At 65.9% G+C, this 17,350-nt stretch carries 16 protein-coding genes; 9 read left to right on the top strand and 7 right to left on the bottom strand.

Annotation, left to right across the window (positions count from 1 at the left end; all coding sequences use genetic code 11):
- Positions 1–17 precede the first annotated feature (17 nt).
- Together I8J34_RS20890 and I8J34_RS20885 are read left to right on the top strand one after the other, a co-directional pair.
- Positions 18–815 (top strand): outer membrane protein assembly factor BamD, encoded by a 798-nt coding sequence (locus I8J34_RS20890; RefSeq protein WP_214363577.1) that lies wholly within the window; start codon positions 18–20, stop codon positions 813–815.
- Between the two features lie 12 nt (positions 816–827).
- Entirely contained in the window at positions 828–1,418 is a 591-nt protein-coding gene (locus tag I8J34_RS20885; protein WP_214363576.1) for a DUF2946 family protein, read from the top strand.
- On the opposite strand, the gene I8J34_RS20880 is transcribed toward I8J34_RS20885, so the two are convergent.
- Together I8J34_RS20880 and I8J34_RS20875 are read right to left on the bottom strand one after the other, a co-directional pair.
- Positions 1,403–2,848 carry a mannose-1-phosphate guanylyltransferase/mannose-6-phosphate isomerase gene (locus tag I8J34_RS20880; protein ID WP_214363575.1) on the bottom strand — a complete coding sequence of 482 codons (1,446 nt, stop codon included), beginning with the start codon at positions 2,846–2,848 and terminating at the stop codon, positions 1,403–1,405. The two genes, I8J34_RS20885 and I8J34_RS20880, sit on opposite strands and share 16 nt — an antisense overlap.
- 133 nt (positions 2,849–2,981) lie before the next feature.
- A complete protein-coding gene (locus I8J34_RS20875) occupies positions 2,982–3,830 on the bottom strand; it encodes a 3-hydroxybutyryl-CoA dehydrogenase (protein ID WP_214363574.1) in 849 nt (282 codons plus the stop codon).
- A gap of 212 nt (positions 3,831–4,042) precedes the next feature.
- Between I8J34_RS20875 and I8J34_RS20870 the strand changes: the two genes are divergently transcribed.
- Together I8J34_RS20870 and I8J34_RS20865 are read left to right on the top strand one after the other, a co-directional pair.
- Entirely contained in the window at positions 4,043–4,639 is a 597-nt protein-coding gene (locus I8J34_RS20870) for a LysE family translocator (protein WP_214363573.1), read from the top strand.
- A gap of 232 nt (positions 4,640–4,871) precedes the next feature.
- Positions 4,872–6,275 (top strand): chloride channel protein, encoded by a 1,404-nt coding sequence (locus I8J34_RS20865; RefSeq protein ID WP_214363572.1) that lies wholly within the window; start codon positions 4,872–4,874, stop codon positions 6,273–6,275.
- Between the two features lie 4 nt (positions 6,276–6,279).
- Here I8J34_RS20865 and I8J34_RS20860 read toward each other — a convergent pair whose 3' ends face one another.
- Complete coding sequence (locus I8J34_RS20860) at positions 6,280–8,142, bottom strand: DUF8508 domain-containing protein (protein WP_214363588.1); 1,863 nt, start codon at positions 8,140–8,142, stop codon at positions 6,280–6,282.
- A 270-nt stretch (positions 8,143–8,412) separates the two neighbouring features.
- On the opposite strand from I8J34_RS20860, the gene I8J34_RS20855 reads away from it, so the two are divergent.
- Positions 8,413–9,108, top strand: coding sequence for a PEP-CTERM sorting domain-containing protein (locus I8J34_RS20855; RefSeq protein WP_230411942.1), 696 nt, complete (start codon positions 8,413–8,415; stop codon positions 9,106–9,108).
- Positions 9,109–9,190: 82 nt separating this feature from the next.
- On the opposite strand, the gene htpG is transcribed toward I8J34_RS20855, so the two are convergent.
- A complete protein-coding gene (gene htpG / locus I8J34_RS20850; RefSeq protein ID WP_214363570.1) occupies positions 9,191–11,116 on the bottom strand; it encodes a molecular chaperone HtpG in 1,926 nt (641 codons plus the stop codon).
- A gap of 129 nt (positions 11,117–11,245) precedes the next feature.
- On the opposite strand from htpG, the gene I8J34_RS20845 reads away from it, so the two are divergent.
- Positions 11,246–12,085 (top strand): class I SAM-dependent methyltransferase, encoded by an 840-nt coding sequence (locus I8J34_RS20845; RefSeq protein WP_214363569.1) that lies wholly within the window; start codon positions 11,246–11,248, stop codon positions 12,083–12,085.
- A gap of 84 nt (positions 12,086–12,169) precedes the next feature.
- Here the strand turns inward: I8J34_RS20845 and I8J34_RS20840 are convergent, their stop codons facing one another.
- From I8J34_RS20840 to I8J34_RS20830, 3 genes are all read right to left on the bottom strand, one after another.
- Complete coding sequence (locus tag I8J34_RS20840) at positions 12,170–13,801, bottom strand: methyl-accepting chemotaxis protein (RefSeq protein ID WP_230411941.1); 1,632 nt, start codon at positions 13,799–13,801, stop codon at positions 12,170–12,172.
- A gap of 149 nt (positions 13,802–13,950) precedes the next feature.
- A complete protein-coding gene (gene greB, locus I8J34_RS20835; protein WP_230411940.1) occupies positions 13,951–14,502 on the bottom strand; it encodes a transcription elongation factor GreB in 552 nt (183 codons plus the stop codon).
- A gap of 85 nt (positions 14,503–14,587) precedes the next feature.
- Complete coding sequence (locus I8J34_RS20830) at positions 14,588–14,818, bottom strand: DUF3567 family protein (protein ID WP_214363567.1); 231 nt, start codon at positions 14,816–14,818, stop codon at positions 14,588–14,590.
- 178 nt (positions 14,819–14,996) lie between these two features.
- On the opposite strand from I8J34_RS20830, the gene I8J34_RS20825 reads away from it, so the two are divergent.
- From I8J34_RS20825 to I8J34_RS20815, 3 genes are read left to right on the top strand one after another with little or no spacing between them, the layout of a single operon-like run.
- On the top strand, positions 14,997–15,209 hold the full coding sequence (locus I8J34_RS20825) for a DUF465 domain-containing protein (protein WP_214363566.1): 213 nt from the start codon (positions 14,997–14,999) through the stop codon (positions 15,207–15,209).
- A gap of 21 nt (positions 15,210–15,230) precedes the next feature.
- Positions 15,231–16,535 carry an O-acetylhomoserine aminocarboxypropyltransferase gene (locus I8J34_RS20820; protein WP_214363565.1) on the top strand — a complete coding sequence of 435 codons (1,305 nt, stop codon included), beginning with the start codon at positions 15,231–15,233 and terminating at the stop codon, positions 16,533–16,535.
- The gene (locus tag I8J34_RS20815) at positions 16,535–17,329 is read left to right on the top strand and encodes an alpha/beta fold hydrolase (protein WP_214363564.1); all 795 of its coding nucleotides are present in this window, start codon (positions 16,535–16,537) and stop codon (positions 17,327–17,329) included. Before I8J34_RS20820 ends, I8J34_RS20815 begins: the two co-directional genes overlap by 1 nt.
- Positions 17,330–17,350 lie beyond the last annotated feature (21 nt).

The raw sequence follows: 17,350 nt of genomic DNA, 5'->3' as shown, positions 1-17,350 counted from the left end.
AGACAAGAGCGTTTTCGATGGCCAAAATCACCCTTCGCAGTTTAGCGGTAATCGGCGCCCTGTTGCTGGCCGGCTGCAGTGCCACACCCGACGAGTACGACGAGACCGCCGGATGGAACGCGCAACGGCTGTATTCGGAAGCCAAGGAGTCCATGTCGGACGGCGGGTACGAGCGTGCGATCCAGATGTTCGAAAAGCTCGAAGCGCGCTACCCCTACGGGCGCTACGCGCAACAAGCCCAACTCGAGGTCGCCTACGCCTATTACAAGTCGAACGAAACAGCCTCGGCGCTGGCCGCCTGCGATCGCTTCATCAAGCTGCACCCCAACCACCCCAACGTGGACTACGCCTACTATCTGAAAGGCTTGGTCAATTTCAACGAAGACCTCGGCTTGCTGGGCAGTTTGGCCAACCAGGACTTGAGCGAACGCGACCCGCGCGCGTCGCAAGAGGCGTTCGACACCTTCCGCGAACTGGTCCAGCGCTTCCCCGACAGCCGCTACGCGGATGATTCACGGCAGCGCATGCAGTATCTGGTCAACGCGCTCGGACAATACGAAGTTCACGTGGCGCGCTACTACTTCAAGCGCGGCGCGTATCTGGCATCGGCCAACCGTGCGCAAACGGCACTGACGTCCTACCCCCAGACGCCGGCCACCGAGGAAGCGCTGTACCTCCTCACGCAGGCTTACGACAAACTCGGCATGACCCAGCTGCGGGACGACGCGGCACGCGTGCTGAACCAGAACTTCCCGAACAGCATCTACCTGAGCGGCGGCCCGCAAAGCGACAAGCCCTGGTGGCAGCTGTGGTGACCGTCCGCCGCGATGGATGATGCCGTCCGGGCGGCGATGGCGAAATGGCCGGCGGTGCCGGCCGTTTTCGGCTGGCTGTCGCTCGATGCCCGCGGCCAGTGGCGCGTGGCCGACACGCCGGTGCGGCACGCCGGGCTGGCGGCCTTCATCGGCCGCAACTACCTGGCCGACGCAGCGGGCCGCTGGTATTTTCAGAACGGGCCGCAGCAGGTGTTCGTATCGCTGGCATACACCCCGTGGGTGTTCCGCCTGGCCGCCGAGGGCACGCTGAGCACCCACACCGGCGCTGCCGTCGACACCCCGTCGGCGGCCTGGCTCGACGAAGCGGGCCATCTGTTGATCAGCTGTGCCGACGGGAGCGTCGGCCTGCTCCATGATGCAGACTTGGCCCAGGCGATCGAAAGCTTTCAGACCCAGGCCGGCGACGCCGTCGATCCGGCCGCCCTGCTCGATGCAGGCGCTTGGCCCGCCGATGCGGGCATTGCCCTGGCGAGCGGCTGGGTGCCGCTCTCGCCGATTCTCCGCCGCGAGGTGGCCGGCCGTTTCGGCTTTGTCACCGACCCGACCGACGAGTCCCCCGACAACGTTCACTGCCGCCCGTAGGAATCCTCGAAGCGGACGATGTCGTCTTCGCCCAGGTAGCTGCCCGACTGCACTTCGATCATCTCCAGCGGCAGGCGCCCCGGGTTCTCCAGCCGGTGGGTGGTCCCCAGCGGAATATAGGTGGACTGGTTCTCGCTGAGCAGGAAGGTCTCGTCACCGCGCGTGACGCGCGCCGTACCCGTTACCACGATCCAATGCTCGGCCCGATGATGGTGCATCTGCAAGCTGAGCGAGGCGCCCGGATTGACCACGATGCGCTTGACCTGGAAACGATCGCCGCTATCGATCGAATCGTAATACCCCCACGGCCGCTGGATCTTGCGATGCGCGCTGGCTTGCGGCCGCAGTTCCGCCTTCAGCCGCGCGACGATCTTCTTCACATCCTGGGTGCGCGATTTGTCCAGCACCATCACCGCATCCGGCGTCTCGACCACCACCAGGTCGCGCACGCCGACGCAGGCCACCATGCGGTCGGTAGCGATGGCCAGCGTGCCGTGCACATCCTCGAACAACACGTCGCCCTGCCCGACGTTGCCCTGGCCGTCCTTCTCGGCGATCTGCCATAGCGCGTCCCACGCGCCCAGATCCGACCAAGCGGCGGCCAGCGGCACGACCACGCCGGGAATGCCCACATCTGCCCGCGTCGGCAGATGCTCCATCACCGCGTAGTCGATGGAATCCGACGGGCAGGCGGCAAACGCCTGGGCATCGACCCGAATGAAATCCGAATCGCGCCGACATCCACGCATCGCGCTTTCGCAGGCGTTCAGGATCTCCGGCTGAAGCTGGGCCATGGCACGAAGCCACACGCCTGCCCGCACCAGAAAGATGCCGCTGTTCCACAGGTAGTCGCCGCTGGCCAGATAGCGCTCGGCCGTGGACACATCGGGTTTTTCGACGAACTCGGCGATCATGCGTACGCCCTCGGCGTAGTCGGCGCCGCAGCGGATGTAGCCGTAGCCGGTTTCGGCGCGCTCGGGCACGATGCCGAAGCTCACCATGGCCCCCTGCGCCGCCATGCGGGCGCCGACCACCACGGCCTGCTGAAAGGCCTCGCGTTCGCCGATCACGTGATCGGCCGGCATCACCAGCAGCAGCGGATCCTCACCGTCGGCAATCGCCGCCAAGGCGGCCAACGTCAGCGCCGGGGCGGTGTTGCGGCCGGCCGGTTCGAGAATGATGCGGTCGCTGGCCTTGCCGATGGCACGCAACTGCTCGGCGGTCATGAAACGGTAGTCTTCGTTGCACACCACCATCGGCCGCTCGGCCACGGTGCACTCGCCCGACAGACCGTCGAGGCGCAAGGCGGTGGCCTGCAACATGGTTTCTGCGCCGGCGAGCGCAAGGAGCTGCTTGGGATACTGCTCCCGCGACAGGGGCCAGAGCCGGGTGCCGGATCCCCCGGACAGGATGACAGGCTGTAACTGCATCAATCACTCCATAGAACAGCCGCACGAGTGTGCAGCGTCAAATATGGCGAGATGATAGCGGATTACGACAATACGTTTGTGACACAGGCATCGCCCGGCATGGCGCCGGGCGAATTCATAGGCGTCGACAATCTCAGTAGACGAAGAAGCCCTTGCCGGTCTTGCGGCCGAGATAGCCGGCCTCGACCATCTCGACCAGCAACGGCGCCGGACGGTATTTCGGATCCTTGAAGCCCTCGAACAACACCTGCATGACCGCCAGCTGCACATCCAGGCCGATCAGGTCGCACAGCGCGAGCGGGCCGATCGGGTGGTTGGCGCCGAGCTTCATCGCGGTGTCGATTTCCTCGGCAGACGCCAGGCCTTCCTGCAGCGTGAAGATGGCCTCGTTGATCATCGGGCACAGCATGCGATTGACCACGAAGCCGGCGCTGTTGCGCACCTGCACCGCCGTCTTGCCCACCTTGACCACCGCCGCTTCGGCGATTGCGTAGCTCTCGTCGCTGGTCTGCAACCCACGGATCAGCTCGACCAGCGCCATCATCGGCACCGGGTTGAAGAAGTGCATGCCGATCACCTGCGACGGCCGGCCGGTCGCGGCGGCCAGCTTGGTGATCGAGATCGACGAGGTGTTGGAGGCCAGCACCGCGTCGGCGCGGGCGATCTGGTCGAGCTGGCCGAACAACTTGAGCTTGATATCGAGATTCTCGGTCGCCGCCTCGATGATCAGATCGCAGTCCGCCAGCGCAGCCAGATCGGTCGAGGTGCTCACCAGCGCCAGGGCGGCGTCTTTGGCCTCAGCGGTCATCTTCTCTTTCTTGATCAGCCGGTCGAGACTGCCGGAGATCGTCGTCACGGCCTTGTCGAGCGCCGCCTGCGCGATGTCGGTCATCACCACGTTCACCCCAGACACCGCAAAGGCCTGGGCAATGCCGTTGCCCATGGTGCCCGATCCGACGACGCCGATTTTCCTGATTTCCATTTTCATCTCCACAAAGACACAGGCCGAACAGACACCGATCCATACCGGTGCGTATGGCCAAAACTCTAACCCAACTCGCCCAATCCGCCAAACATCAAACTGTGCCGGCGTTTGCACCATGCCAATATCGACGTGGCCGGACAAAGCTTGAAGGGCGTTCGTCGCCTCGAACGCCCACACTGCAAGCATGCTCCAATGCCACAGGCCTCCCCATGCTTGACCTTCTGCCCCTGCTCAGCTTCGTCGTCGTCGCCTCGATCACCCCCGGCCCGAACAACATCATGCTCGCCACCGCCGGGGCCAGCGCGGGGTTTCGGGCCACCGTGCCGCATATGCTGGGCATCAGCATCGGGCTGTGTGTCCAGATCGCCCTGGTCGGCACCGGCATCGCCACGCTGATGCACCAGTCCCCTGCCCTCACGTTTGCCATGCGGATCCTGGCCGTCGGCTATCTCCTGTGGCTGGCCTTGCAATTGCTCAAACCGGCCCGTGGTGGCGAGCGCAGTGGCGCCGGCCAACCGCTCAGCTTCATCGGCGCGGCCTTGTTCCAATGGATCAATCCCAAGGCCTGGATGATGGCGCTGACCATCAACGCCGCCTTTCTGCCCACCGACACGACCCCGGAGGCGGCCATCGCACGGGTGGCGCTGGTCGCAGCGCTGGTCAACCTGCCGTGCATTGCCTGCTGGGCGGCCGCCGGCTCGTCGATCCGCCGGCGCCTGGCCGACCCAGCTCACCGGCGCACCTTCGACGGCGTGATGGGTATCGCGCTGGCTGGCACCGCAGTGTGGCTGGCCATGAGCACGTAATATCTGCATAGAATGCGCACGAGCTCCCGTCAAGATCCTTGCCGGGAGCCGATTCCAGCCCCAAAGTGCATGAAATTTACCGGCCCGGCGTGTTAAGGTTGACCGCTCCCACCTTTCCCATCATCCGGCGCTTTTCACAAATAACATGCCGAACAACGGCTCTCCCGGTGACCCGCCCCGCGGCATAGGCCGCTTTTTCCATCATCTGACCCGTCACAGCGTCCGTTTCGCCATGCCCTGGCTCTCCTTCGGGCGATGGCAGAACCGGCTCCTTCTCGTCAGCGTCACCCTGCTGGCCGGCCTGGCGGCCATCGTGTTTGCCATCGGCGCCGATCTGGCGATCGAAATCCACCGGGAAACCGTGCATCTGGCGTGGTGGTCGAGCCTGTTCATCGCGCCCGCGGGCTTCGCGCTCATCTGCTGGCTGACCCGGCGGTTCTTCCCCGGCTGCGAAGGCAGCGGCATCCCCCAGGCCATCGCCGCATCACTGACCGAAGACAGCGCCATCCGCAATCGCCTGCTGTCGGTGCGCAACATCTTCGGCAAGATCGTCCTCACCCTGATCGGCTTGCTCAGCGGCGCCTCGATCGGCCGCGAGGGCCCGACGGTGCAAGTCGGCGCGTCGATCCTCAATCTGATCAGCGGCAAGCGAAAGAACGGCCGCATCGCCCCGACCCGCGACCTGATCGTCGCCGGCGGCGGTGCTGGTGTCGCCTCGGCCTTCAACACCCCGCTCGGTGGCATCATGTTCGCCATCGAAGAGTTGTCGCGCTACCGCGCCTTCCGCGCCAACAGCACGACGCTGGTCGCCGTCATCTTCGCCGGTCTGATGTCGCTCGCCACCCTCGGCAACTACACCTACTTCGGCCGTACGCCGGCCGCGGTCGGCTGGCCCGATGGTCTGTGGCCGGTACTGCTGTGCGGCGTGCTCGGCGGTTTGGCCGGCGGCATCTCCACCCGCTTGTTGATCGCCTCGTCCCGTGGCCTGCCCGGCCGCATGGGGCAGTTCAAGCGCGAACGCCCGGTCGCCTTTGCCGCGGCCTGTGGCCTCGCCACTGCCATCATCGGCCTGAGCACCGGCGGTATGACCTGGGGCACCGGCTATGCCGAGTCCAAAGCAGCACTCGAAGGCACCGCCGACCTGCCGGTGTATTTCATGTTCGCCAAGGCGCTGGTGATCTGGATCGCCTTCATCAGCGGCATCCCGGGCGGGATCTTCGCACCGGCGCTGGCCATTGGCGCGGGCCTGGGTGCCAATGTGGCATTGATGCTCGGCATCGACCATAACCCTGCCATCCTGGTATTGGGCACGGTGGCTTTCCTGGCCGGCATCACGCAGTCGCCGATCACGTCCTTCGTCATCGTCATGGAAATGACCGCCAACCACCAGATGCTGATGCCCCTGATGGGCGCCGCGGTGGTGGCTCAGGGCTTTTCGCGTTCGGTGGCGCCGGTGCCGCTCTACGACGCGCTGGCCATCGACATGCTCAAGCGCCTGACCCACGAGGAGAAGGAGCGCAAAGGCGGCGGAGCCTCCAGCGACATCGAGCCGGAAACCGTCTCCGCCGACCCCGCCCCACCGCCAGGTAGCGCAGAAGACGCCCCCCGGGCGGCCGACTCGCCGCGCCCGACCTGAGCGCTCAGCGCTGCGCCCTGCGGCGACCTGCGACAGCGCCCAGCACGCCCAGACCCATCACCATCAGCGCGTAGGTTTCCGGCTCGGGGACCGGCATGGCGAGGGTCAGAAGCAGCGGATCGTGATCCGAGATCTGGCCGGCGAACTCGGCATTGGCATGGACGATGTCGTAGCTCAGCGAACCGTCGGCCAGCAAGGCCGCCGACACGAACATGTGATCGAGCGCCTGCGCGTTGCCCTCGTAAATGTAGGTGTAGCGTTCGCCTTCCGGCAGGGTATCGGTCAGATTGAGCAGCCCCGCGGCGCTCAAGGGCGCCAGCGTGTCCGCGAACTGAAAGTCGTTCAGGTCGCCCAGCACGATCACCCGCGCACCGGCGTCGGCTGCCAGCAGGTCGCCGACGAAATCGGCCACCGCCTGCGCCTGCTCGAGGCGTGCCGCTTCGCTGCCGCGCTCGGGCGCCTGATCCGGCCCGAACAGCGGCTCATCGCCGCCCTTCGAGCTGAAGTGGTTGTTCACCAAGATGAAGTTTTCGCCGTTGATCCGAAACTGCGCGGCCAGCGGCTTGCGGCTGTCGACGAAGGCCGCATTGCCCGGATCGACCCGGCCAGCGTCGAGCGTCAGGCTGCCGTCGGGCAGCACACCGATGGCGTCGGTCGCTCCGCCTAGCCCACCGGCGAAGCTGACCACGCTTTTGTCGTACAGAAAGGCGTTGCGGATGTTGCCGCCCGGCTGGCCGCCATCGGCCTTGTCGAGCGGGTCGATCACCACGTAGCCATAGTCGCGGCCACCGGCGTCGCGAACGGCCTGGGTCAGGCGATCGAGCGATTGGTCCGCGGCCGTGGTGCCGTTGTCCGTCGCACCGTTGTTGTCCTGCACTTCCTGCAGGGCGATGAGCTGCGGCGAACCGAGATTGCCGACGATCTGGCCGGCAATGCTGTCGAAGCGCGACTGTGCGGCGTTGCCAGCGAGGTTTTCGACGTTGTATGAGGCGATGGCGAGGCGGTTCGGCGCCACCGGCGTGACCGCTTCCGGCAGCAGATTGCCGTGGGTCACGCTGGGCGCGTCGGTCAGGTTCAGCTTGTAGTTCGAGAAGCTGTAGTGCATCACGCCGGTCACGTTCGCCAGCGAATCGCCGACATTGACGATCGGTGTGCTGCGCAGCGCATCGTCCACAATCAGCCGGTGCGGATTGAAGTTGTCGCTCTGCACGGTGGCGACCCCTCGGGCGTTGCTCAGCGTGGCCCCAAGCTGGTCGTGCGAGATCACCGCGATCTCGCCGAATTTGGCGTTCGGCCCCACCACGGCGGCCGACGCCATGCTGACCCGCATGCCCTCCAGGCTTTCGTAGAAATCCATGGCGTACAGGCTCGGCGCCAGACGATGGCCGCTCGTTTCCACATTGCCTACGTCGGGTGCTATGGACGTGGTGGGCGCCAACAGGCCCGCATTGCCGAGCTGGATCGCCGCGGGCAAGGCATTGCCACGCGACTGCAGCGTCCAGGCATGCGCGCCGAAGCTGGTGTTCAACTCGGTGATGGTCAGGTTGTTCGCTGCGCCGCCGGGCCGGTATTCATCCACCCGGCCGCTCACCAGCACACGATCGCCGACCGTCGGGCGTCCGCGGCTGTTGGTGAACACATAGAGTCCGTCCGAAGTCAGCGCGTTGCCGTCCGGGATGACATCCTGCATCCAGAAACCCCGCGCATCGACGGCCGTGACGATGCCGTCGACTCCACCGACGGTTTGCCCCTGGTAGGCGGACAGGTGGCTTTCGCCCTGAATCTCGCCAATCGTCAGGGCATGGGATGAGGCGCCAACACACAGCAGGCAGGCCCCAACGAGCGGCTTCAAGCGGAACGGAAACATTCAACACTCCTGATCGAACAAGAAATCGCCATTTGAGCGCCACAGGATGACACAGGGGCTGCGCCGTCCCGGCCACGTGATGATCCGATGGAGCTATCCACCCCATCGCTCAGCGACAAAGACAAGAGCATATGACATTCGCGGCGCGGCGATTAGTCCGATGGAGCCATCGGCGCCCGGCCCGACGCGTATATGCCTGAAAAGCGCCTACGGGAGGATGACTGCACCGGAACAGCCCGTTCGATCCCACGATTTCGCAGGAGACTTTTCATGCTCGTCAAAACCCTGATCGCCGCTGGTGTAGCGCTCGCCACCAGCCAGGCCCACGCCCTCCAGATCCTCGACTATGGCTGGGAGGATGGCGTCGGCACGATTCTCGGCAGCTTCGGCAACCTGGCCGACGCCACCAATGTCAGCGGCCCGCAGTCCGGCAGCGACGGCGACAGCAGCTACGGCGTGAGCGGCGCGCGTTCGGGCAGCCGCTTCCTGCATGTGGCGGAGGCGCCACTCAGCGGCACGCCGCAGGCCTATCTCGCATTCGTGACCGGCCTGCAAGCGGGCGATCTGGTCAGCGCCAGCTTCTGGGGCTATGACAGTTCGGCCGGCACCAACCCGTCGCTGCGCATCTGGGGGCACTATGCCGACGCCGCCGACATCAACAGCTATGTCAAGTCGGCCGGCGGCAGCAACACCTACACGGATGGTAGCGGCTGGAGCGAACTGAGCAATACCTGGACCTTCGACGGTGGCGCCACCGACGGTCTGGTCATCGAGGCCCGGCTCTACAGCATGACCGTCGGCGGCAACGACCGCACCGATTTCTGGATCGACGACCTGCGCATCAGCGCGCCGGACCATGCCACCATCCAGTTCGCGGCGGCAGTGCCGGAGCCGGAGTCCTACGCATTGATGCTGGCCGGCCTGGGCATGATGGGCGTCATCGCCCGTCGTCGCAGCCGCCGTTGACGAACACTGCCCCGGCGCCGATGAAGGCACGCCGGGGCAGTCGGGATGCGCCATCGCCGACCCCTCGGGGTCGGCTTGGAGTTTACTGCGTGCCGCTCAGCGCCAGCATCAAGGCGTTGGTGCGCTTGACGAAGGTGGCCGGGTCGTCGAGCGTGCCGCCTTCGGCCAGCAGGGCCTGGTCGAACAGCACCGCGGCCCAGTCGTCGAAATGCTCGGTCTCGGTGTTGAGACGCTGCACCGCCGGATGGGTCGGATTGAGTTCGAGGATCGGCTGGCTCGACGGGGCCTCCTGGCCGGCGGCCTTGAGGATGCGCGCCAGGTTCATGCCCATGTCGTGCTCGTCGGCCACCAGGCAGGCGGGCGAATCGGTCAGGCGATGCGTCACGCGCACATCCTTGACCCGCTCGCCGAGGCTGGTCTTGACGCGTTCGAGCAGGTCCTTGTACTCGTCGGCCAGCTTCTCGACTTCCTGCTTCTCGGCTTCGTCTTCGAGCGCACCGAGGTCGACGCCGCCCTTGGCCACCGACTGCAGCGCCTTGCCGTCGAACTCGGTGAGGTAGCCGATCACCCACTCGTCCACCCGGTCGGAGAGCAGCAGCACTTCGATGCCCTTCTTGCGGAACACCTCCAGATGCGGGCTGTTCTTGGCGGCGTTGAAGGTCTCGGCGGTGACGTAGTAGATCTTCTCCTGGCCTTCTTTCATGCGGCCGATGTAGTCGGCCAGCGTGACGGTCTCCTCCGGCGTGTCGGCCTGCGTGGAGGCGAAGCGCAGCAGGCCGGCGATCTTCTCGCGGTTGGCCGAATCCTCGCCCACGCCTTCCTTGAGCACCTTGCCGAAGGCCTTCCAGAAGGTGGTGTATTTCTCGGCGTCGTTCTTGGCCAGGTCTTCGAGCAGGCCGAGCACTTTCTTGGTGCAGCCAGCGCGCAGGGCGTCGATGTCCTTCGACTCCTGCAGGATCTCGCGCGACACGTTGAGCGGCAGGTCGGCCGAATCGACCACCCCGCGCACGAAGCGCAGGTACATCGGCATCAGCTTCTCGGCGTCGTCCATGATGAACACGCGGCGCACGTACAGCTTGATGCCGTGGCGGGCGTTGCGGTCCCACAGGTCGAAAGGCGCGTTGCCGGGGATGTAGAGCAGCTGGGTGTATTCGTGACGGCCCTCGACCTTGGCGTGGGTCCACGCCAGCGGCTCCTGGAAGTCATGGCCGACATGCTTGTAGAAGGCCTTGTACTCGTCGTCGGTGATCTCGTTGCGCGGGCGCGCCCACAGGGCATTGGCCTGGTTGACGGTCTCGTCCTCGTCGGTGGGTACCTGCTTGCCCTTCTCCTCGTCCCATTTCTCCTTCGTCATCACGATGGGCTGGACGATGTGGTCGGAGTATTTGCGCACCAGTTCGCGCAGCTTCCAGCCGCTGAGCAGGTCTTCCTGGCCGTCGCGCAGGTGCAAGGTGATCTCGGTGCCGCGATCGGCCTTGTCGAGCGGTGCCACCTGGTATTCGCCGGCGGTGTCGCCGGTCATGGCGCATTCCCACATCACGCCGTCGGTGCTGGCCAGACCGGCCCGGCGGGTGCGCACGGTGACGCGGTCGGCGACGATGAAGGCGGAGTAGAAGCCCACGCCGAACTGGCCGATCAGGTGCGCGTCCTTCTTCTGGTCGCCGGTCAGCTGACCGAAGAACTCCTTGGTGCCGGACTTGGCGATGGTGCCGAGGTTGGTGACGACCTCGTCGCGGCTCATGCCGATGCCGTTGTCGGAGACGGTGACGGTCTTGGCCTCGGCATCGAAGCGGATGCGGATCTTCAGGTCGCCGTCGCCTTCGAACAGCTCGGCCTTGTCGAGCGCTTCGAAGCGCAGCTTGTCGCAGGCGTCGGAGGCGTTGGAAATCAACTCGCGCAGGAAGATCTCGCGGTTGGAATACAGCGAGTGGATCATCAGGTGCAGCAGCTGCTTCACCTCGGCCTGGAAGTTCATTTTTTCTGCTTGGGCGCTGGGCGCGTCGGACATCGGTGACTCTCCGTGACTCAGGAAATGGACGGCATCCAGATGGGGGCACCCCGCCCCGCTTTCAAGAGCTGCCGGTGGACAAACGCCGGGCGCGGTAGAATCGCCCTCCTGCGCCCCCGAGTTCCGTCCATGTCATCGCATCCCGAAATCCATCCCGAGCAGTCCGTCGAGCTGCTCAAGCACCTGCACATCCTCACCCGCGACGGCAAGATGAACCAGGACAGCCGACGCAAGCTCAAGCAGGTCTATCACCTCTACCACTTCATCGAGCCGCTGCTGGCCGAGTCGCTGGCCGCGCGGCCCGACATCCAGCTGGTCGACCATGGCGCCGGCAAGTCCTACCTCGGCTTCATCCTCTACGACCTGTTCTTCAAGGCACAAGCCAGCGCCGGCAAGATCTACGGCGTCGAGACCCGCGACGAGCTGGTCGCGAGCTCGCGCCGCCTGGCCGACAAGCTCGGTTTTTCGGCCGGCATGCGCTTCTACAACCTGTCGGTGGCCGAGTCGATCACCGCCGAACAGCTGCCTGAGCAGATCGATATCGTCACCGCCCTGCATGCCTGCAACACCGCCACCGACGACGCGATCCGCTTCGCGCTGGCAAAACACGCCCGTCACATCGTGCTGGTGCCCTGCTGTCAGGCCGAGGTCGCCTCGGTGCTGCGCAAGCACAAGCAGCAGGCGCTCAAGAACAGCATCACCGAGCTGTGGCGCCACCCCATCCACACCCGCGAATTCGGCAGCCATGCCACCAATGTGCTGCGCTGCCTGCAGCTGGAAAGCCACGGCTATCAGGTGAGCGTGACCGAGCTGGTCGGCTGGGAGCATTCGATGAAGAACGAGCTGATCATCGCCACGTTCAAAGACCTACCCCGTCGCCGCCCGGCCGAACGCCTGGCCGAGCTGCTCGACACCCTCGGCCTGGCCGAGCTGCGCGAGCGCTTCTTCGACGGCAACACGGCGTCCTGAACGCGGCGCGCCCCCCGTCACCTGAGAGACGGGGGGCGCGATCGATGGCCATCGAGGCGCTGCATCAGCGCCTCGCAGCCCGCATCAACAGCGGAAGCGCCCGACCAGCCCGTGCAGGTCCGCCGCCAGCTTCTCGAGCCGATTCACCGATTCGACGGTCTTGCGCATCGCGTTGCTGGTCCCCTCGACCATGCCGGCAATGTTCTCGACCTGCTGGGCGATCACCGTGCTGGCCGCGCTCTGTTCGGTGGTGGCACTGGCCACATCGCTGATTCGCGCCAGCGCGACACGCGTGCCCTCGCGGATCTCGCGCAGCGAATCGGCCGCGCCCTGCACCTGCTCGACGCCCGACTGCACTTCGCTGGCCACCGTGCCCATCACGTTGACCGCACCGTGGGTGTCTTCCTGGATGCCGTGGATCATGCCTTCGATCTGCACCGTCGCCGCTGCCGTTCGTTCGGCCAGGCCGCGCACTTCGTCGGCCACCACCGCGAAGCCGCGCCCCTGTTCGCCGGCACGCGCCGCCTCGATGGCCGCATTCAGGGCCAGCAGGTTGGTCTGCGCGGCGATCTCCTTGATCACATTGGCGATCGAACCGATCTCGTTGGCCCGGCCAACCAGCTCCTGGATCTTGCCGGAGGCGGTATCCACGGTCGAGGCGATGCGGCGCATGCCCTCGGCAGCCCCCACCGCCCGCGACTCGCCGCGTTCGGCCAGCTTGGCGGCGTTGGAGGAGTTCTCTTCCGTTTCACGTGCGCTGTCGGAGATATGGTTGATGCTCACCGTCATCTCCTCCACTCCGGCAGCGATCGACGAGGTGGCGTCCGACTGCTGATGCGCCTTGTCGGCCACATCGCGCGCCACGCCGGAGATCTGCCGCGAGCTGCCGGCCACTTCCTCGGCATTGCGGCCGATCTCGGCCATCATGCCGCGCAACTGCTCCACGGTCTTGGCCAAGGTACCGAGCAAACTGCCGGCGCCGCCCTTGTTGTTGACCGTCACCGTCAGGTCGCCCTGCGCCACCGCCTGCATGGTCTGCACCGCGTAGCCCGGCTCGCCGCCAAGCTGGTGGATGATGCTACGCACCACCAGGAAGGAAATCACGGCGATGACCACCAGCATCAGCAGACCGACGAGGCCCGTCTGGATGGCACCGTGATAGAAGGCATCATCGACCGCAGACAGATAGACGCCCGTGCCGTAGGCCCAACCCCAGGGGGCGAAGCTCTTCACGGTCGAACGCTTCGCCTCCGGTGCGCCGCCACTTGTCCGCGGCCAGGCATAGTCAATCGTCGCCGCCTTTCCCGAGCGCGCAACTTCGGCGATCTTGTCGAACAGGGGCACGCCGTTCGGGTCTGTCTTGCCGGCCATCGACTTGCCTTCGGTCTCCGGTTTCATCGGCGACAGCAGCGTCGTGGCATTGCCGTCATAGACGAAGATGTAGTTCTTGCCGTTTTCGAAGCGCACCCGGCGCAAGGCGTCCAGCGCCTGCTTCTGGGCCTCGTCACGGCTGATCGTGCCGGCCGTCTCCTGCGCATGGTAGTGCTCGAGAAAATAGCCGGCAGTGGTGACGACATCCTCGCTCCGACGCTCCTCGGCGTCGAGCAATTCGGCACGCATGTTCCACAGCGCATCTGCCCCGAGAATGACCACACCAACCACGGCCACGACCACCAGCACGCCCAGACGGCTGACCAACTTCATTCGTTCAAACATCGCGCTCTCCCTCCAGCGGCACCCATCGGGAACGAGGTCGTTCACCACGGATTCACTGATACCAATGCTTCCCTGGCAGGGCTAACGTCGGGAACGGCTACAACTTTAGGCAGATAGGGCAATCAGCTGACCGGCGGCCGGATTGCGCTTCAGGCCTCGTAGCGGATGTCGAGGATCTCGATGTCGCGCGGCCCGGACGGGCTGACAAAACTCACCATGTCGCCCTCGCGCGCCTTGAGCAAGGCCCGGGCCAGCGGCGAGATCCAGCTGATGCGCCCCTCGCTGGCGTTGGCTTCGTCGACGCCGACGATCCGGTAGGTGGTTTCCGTCGCGCCGTCGTCATCGGTGATCACCACCGTGGCGCCGAAGAACACCTGGTCGAGATTCTGCTGGTCGGCCGGATCGACCACCGTCGCATTCTCCAGGCGCTTGATCAGGAAGCGGATGCGCCGGTCGATCTCGCGCAGGCGCTTCTTGCCGTAGATGTAGTCGCCATTCTCCGAGCGGTCGCCGTTGCCGGCTGCCCAGGCCACGGTCTCCACCAGCTTGGGGCGCTCGTCGCGCAGCAGCGTATCGAGCTCGGCCTTGAGCTGCTGCCAGCCGCGGCGCGTCATGTAGATGGGGCCGCCAGGCGCAGGGCCGGCGGGGGTCTCGGGGGATTCGTCGTCCTCGTCGGACGCTTTGACAAAAGCCTTGTTCACTGTCGACTGCCGTCGATTCGACGGATTCATTGGGGGCAAGAGCCCGATCTTAGGCCAGCCCCCCGTCAGTCACAAGCCGGTCGGCTCAGTGATACACGGCCGGCTGGGTGAGCATGCTCTGGTAGTGGTCGATCAGATCGTCGAAATCGGCCATCTCCTCCGAGGCAGCCAGCTCCGCCAGCTCTTCCCGGAAGCGACGCGCCGCTGCGTCACGAATGATGGTGCCGCGCCCGCGACGCTTGTCGATCACCTCGATGGCGTCAAAGCCCGGAAAATCCATCACGTAGAGCACCGAGTTGTTACACACGACATGCATGATGAGACTCCTTTGTCTGTGACCGTCGCACGAACGGTCGTCCTTGACACCCAGATGGGGGCGATTGTGCGCAGCGACAAGGGCCGGCCTGTTGTCTTTCCCCCGCGACGACGCATACCATGTCCCGCCTGACCTTGTTCACGGCGCCCCGCGCACGAGCTTGAGACTTTCCCCGACGATGCTTGACGACTTCGAAGACATGGCCAACTGGGTCGATACCCTCACCCAACTCAAGGCCGAACACCGCGATCTGGACGCCGCCATCGAGGCGCTGGCCAAGGTGCCGCCCGAAGACGGCCTGCTGCTGCTCCGGCTGAAAAAGCGCAAGCTCGCCCTGAAAGACCGGATCGCCTATATCGAGCGAATGATCGACCCGCCCGAACTCGCCTGAGCGCCCACGCCACACTGCCCAATGACCTATCGCCCCCTCTACGCGCCCGCCACGCTCAGCCTGCACGCCGGCCAGAGCCCCGATTCAGACCACGGCGCCCGTGCCGTCCCGATCCACTTCACCACCAGCTACGTCTTCGCCGACGCCGAACAGGCCGCTGCGCGCTTCAATCTGGAGCGGCCCGGGCATGTCTATTCGCGCATATCGAACCCCACCTGCGCGGTGCTCGAAGAGCGCATCGCCGCGCTGGAGGGCGGCATCGGCGCCATCGCCACCGCCAGCGGCCAGGCTGCGCTGCATCTGGCCATCTGCACGCTCACCGGTGCCGGCGGGCATATCGTGGCCTCGCGCGCGCTGTACGGCGGCTCGCACAACCTGCTGGCCTACACGCTGCCGCGCTTCGGCATCCAGACCACCTTCGTCGATCCGCGCGATCCGGACGCCTGGCGCGCCGCCATCCGCCCCAACACCGCGCTGCTGTTCGGCGAATCGCTGGGCAACCCGGGCCTGGACGTGCTCGACATCCCAACCGTCGCCGCCATCGGCCACGAGCACGGCCTGCCGCTCCTGGTCGACGCCACGCTGGTTACGCCCTGCCTGCAGCAGCCGATCGAACTGGGTGCCGACCTGGTGGTGCACTCGGCCACCAAGTTCCTCGGCGGCCATGGCGTGGCCGTGGGCGGCCTGCTGGTCGACGGTGGCCGTTTCGACTGGGAAGCCGGCGGCCGGCACCCGACGCTGACCGAACCCTACGACGGCTTCCACGGCATGGATTTCGCCGAAGAATCGCCGATCGCCGCCTTCCTGCTGCGCGCCCGCCGCGAGGGCCTGCGCGACTTCGGCGCCTGCCTGTCACCGATGAACGCCTTCCAGATCCTGCAAGGCATCGAAACCCTCCCGCTACGCATGCGTGCGCACGTGGCCAATGCCGAGACGCTGGCGTCGCATCTGGCCCAGCACCCGATGGTCGCGCGGGTCGGCTACCCAGGCCTGGCCGATCACCCCGACCACGCCCTGGCCAAACAACTGCTGCCCAAAGGCGCCGGCGCGGTGTTCAGCTTCGAGCTCAAGGGCAGCCGCGCCGCGGGCAAGGCCTTCATCGACGCCTTGCGCGTGTTCTCGCACCTGGCCAACGTCGGCGACGCCAAATCGTTGGTCATCCACCCCGCCAGCACCACGCACTTCCGCATGTCGGCCGACGATCTGGCCGCCGCCGGCATCGGCGAAGGCACCATCCGCCTGTCCGTCGGCCTGGAAGATGCCGGCGACCTCGTCGAAGACCTCGAACGCGGCCTGCGCGCCGCCGCCAAAGTGGAGGGCCGCTGATGGCAGACACCCGCTACGCCTACACCGGCGGCCGCCCTGCCGTGGCCGGGCAGCCCACGCTGGTCTTCGTTCACGGCGCCGGCCACGACCATAGCGTGTGGAACATGCCGGCCCGCCATTTCGCGCATCACGGCTTCAACGTACTGGCCCCCGACCTGCCCGGCCATGGCCGCTCCGGTGGCACGCCGCTGACCAGCATCGAAGCGCTCGCAGATTGGCTGATGGACTGGCTCGCGAGCAGCGTCGACGGCCCGGTCATACTCGTCGGCCACAGCATGGGCTCGCTGATCGCCCTGCGCGCCGCCGCCACGTATCCCGACCGGGTCGCCCGGCTGGTGCTGGTCGGCAGCGTGGTCCCGATGCCGGTTGCCGCCCCGCTGCTCGACGCCACGCTGGACGCCCGCGACAAGGCCCACGCCATGATCAACCAGTGGTCCTACACGCCGGCCCATCACCTCGGCGCCAGTGCCCAGCCCGGCATGGTGCTCACCAGCGTCAACCGGCGCCTGATGGAGCGCTGCGCGCCCGGCGTGCTGCACACCGACATGGCCGCCTGCAATGCCTACACGGCTGGCGAGGCCGATGCCGGCGGCATTACGGCGCCAACCCGGCTGATCTGCGGCGCGCGCGATCAGATGACGCCCCCCAAGGCTGCCCGCGCCTTGCAGACAGCACTTGCCAAGGTACCCTCGGGTGCGCATATCATCATCCTGCCGGACGCCGGTCACGCCATGATGGCCGAAGCGCCCGACGCCTTTCTCGACGCACTGCGGGGGTTTATCGTCACAGCTTAAAACCACAATTCGTGACCGAGG

The organism is Denitromonas iodatirespirans (assembly GCF_018524365.1).
GTDB classification, from domain to species: domain Bacteria; phylum Pseudomonadota; class Gammaproteobacteria; order Burkholderiales; family Rhodocyclaceae; genus Nitrogeniibacter; species Nitrogeniibacter iodatirespirans.
This window is presented reverse-complemented; position numbering and strand designations above follow the sequence as displayed.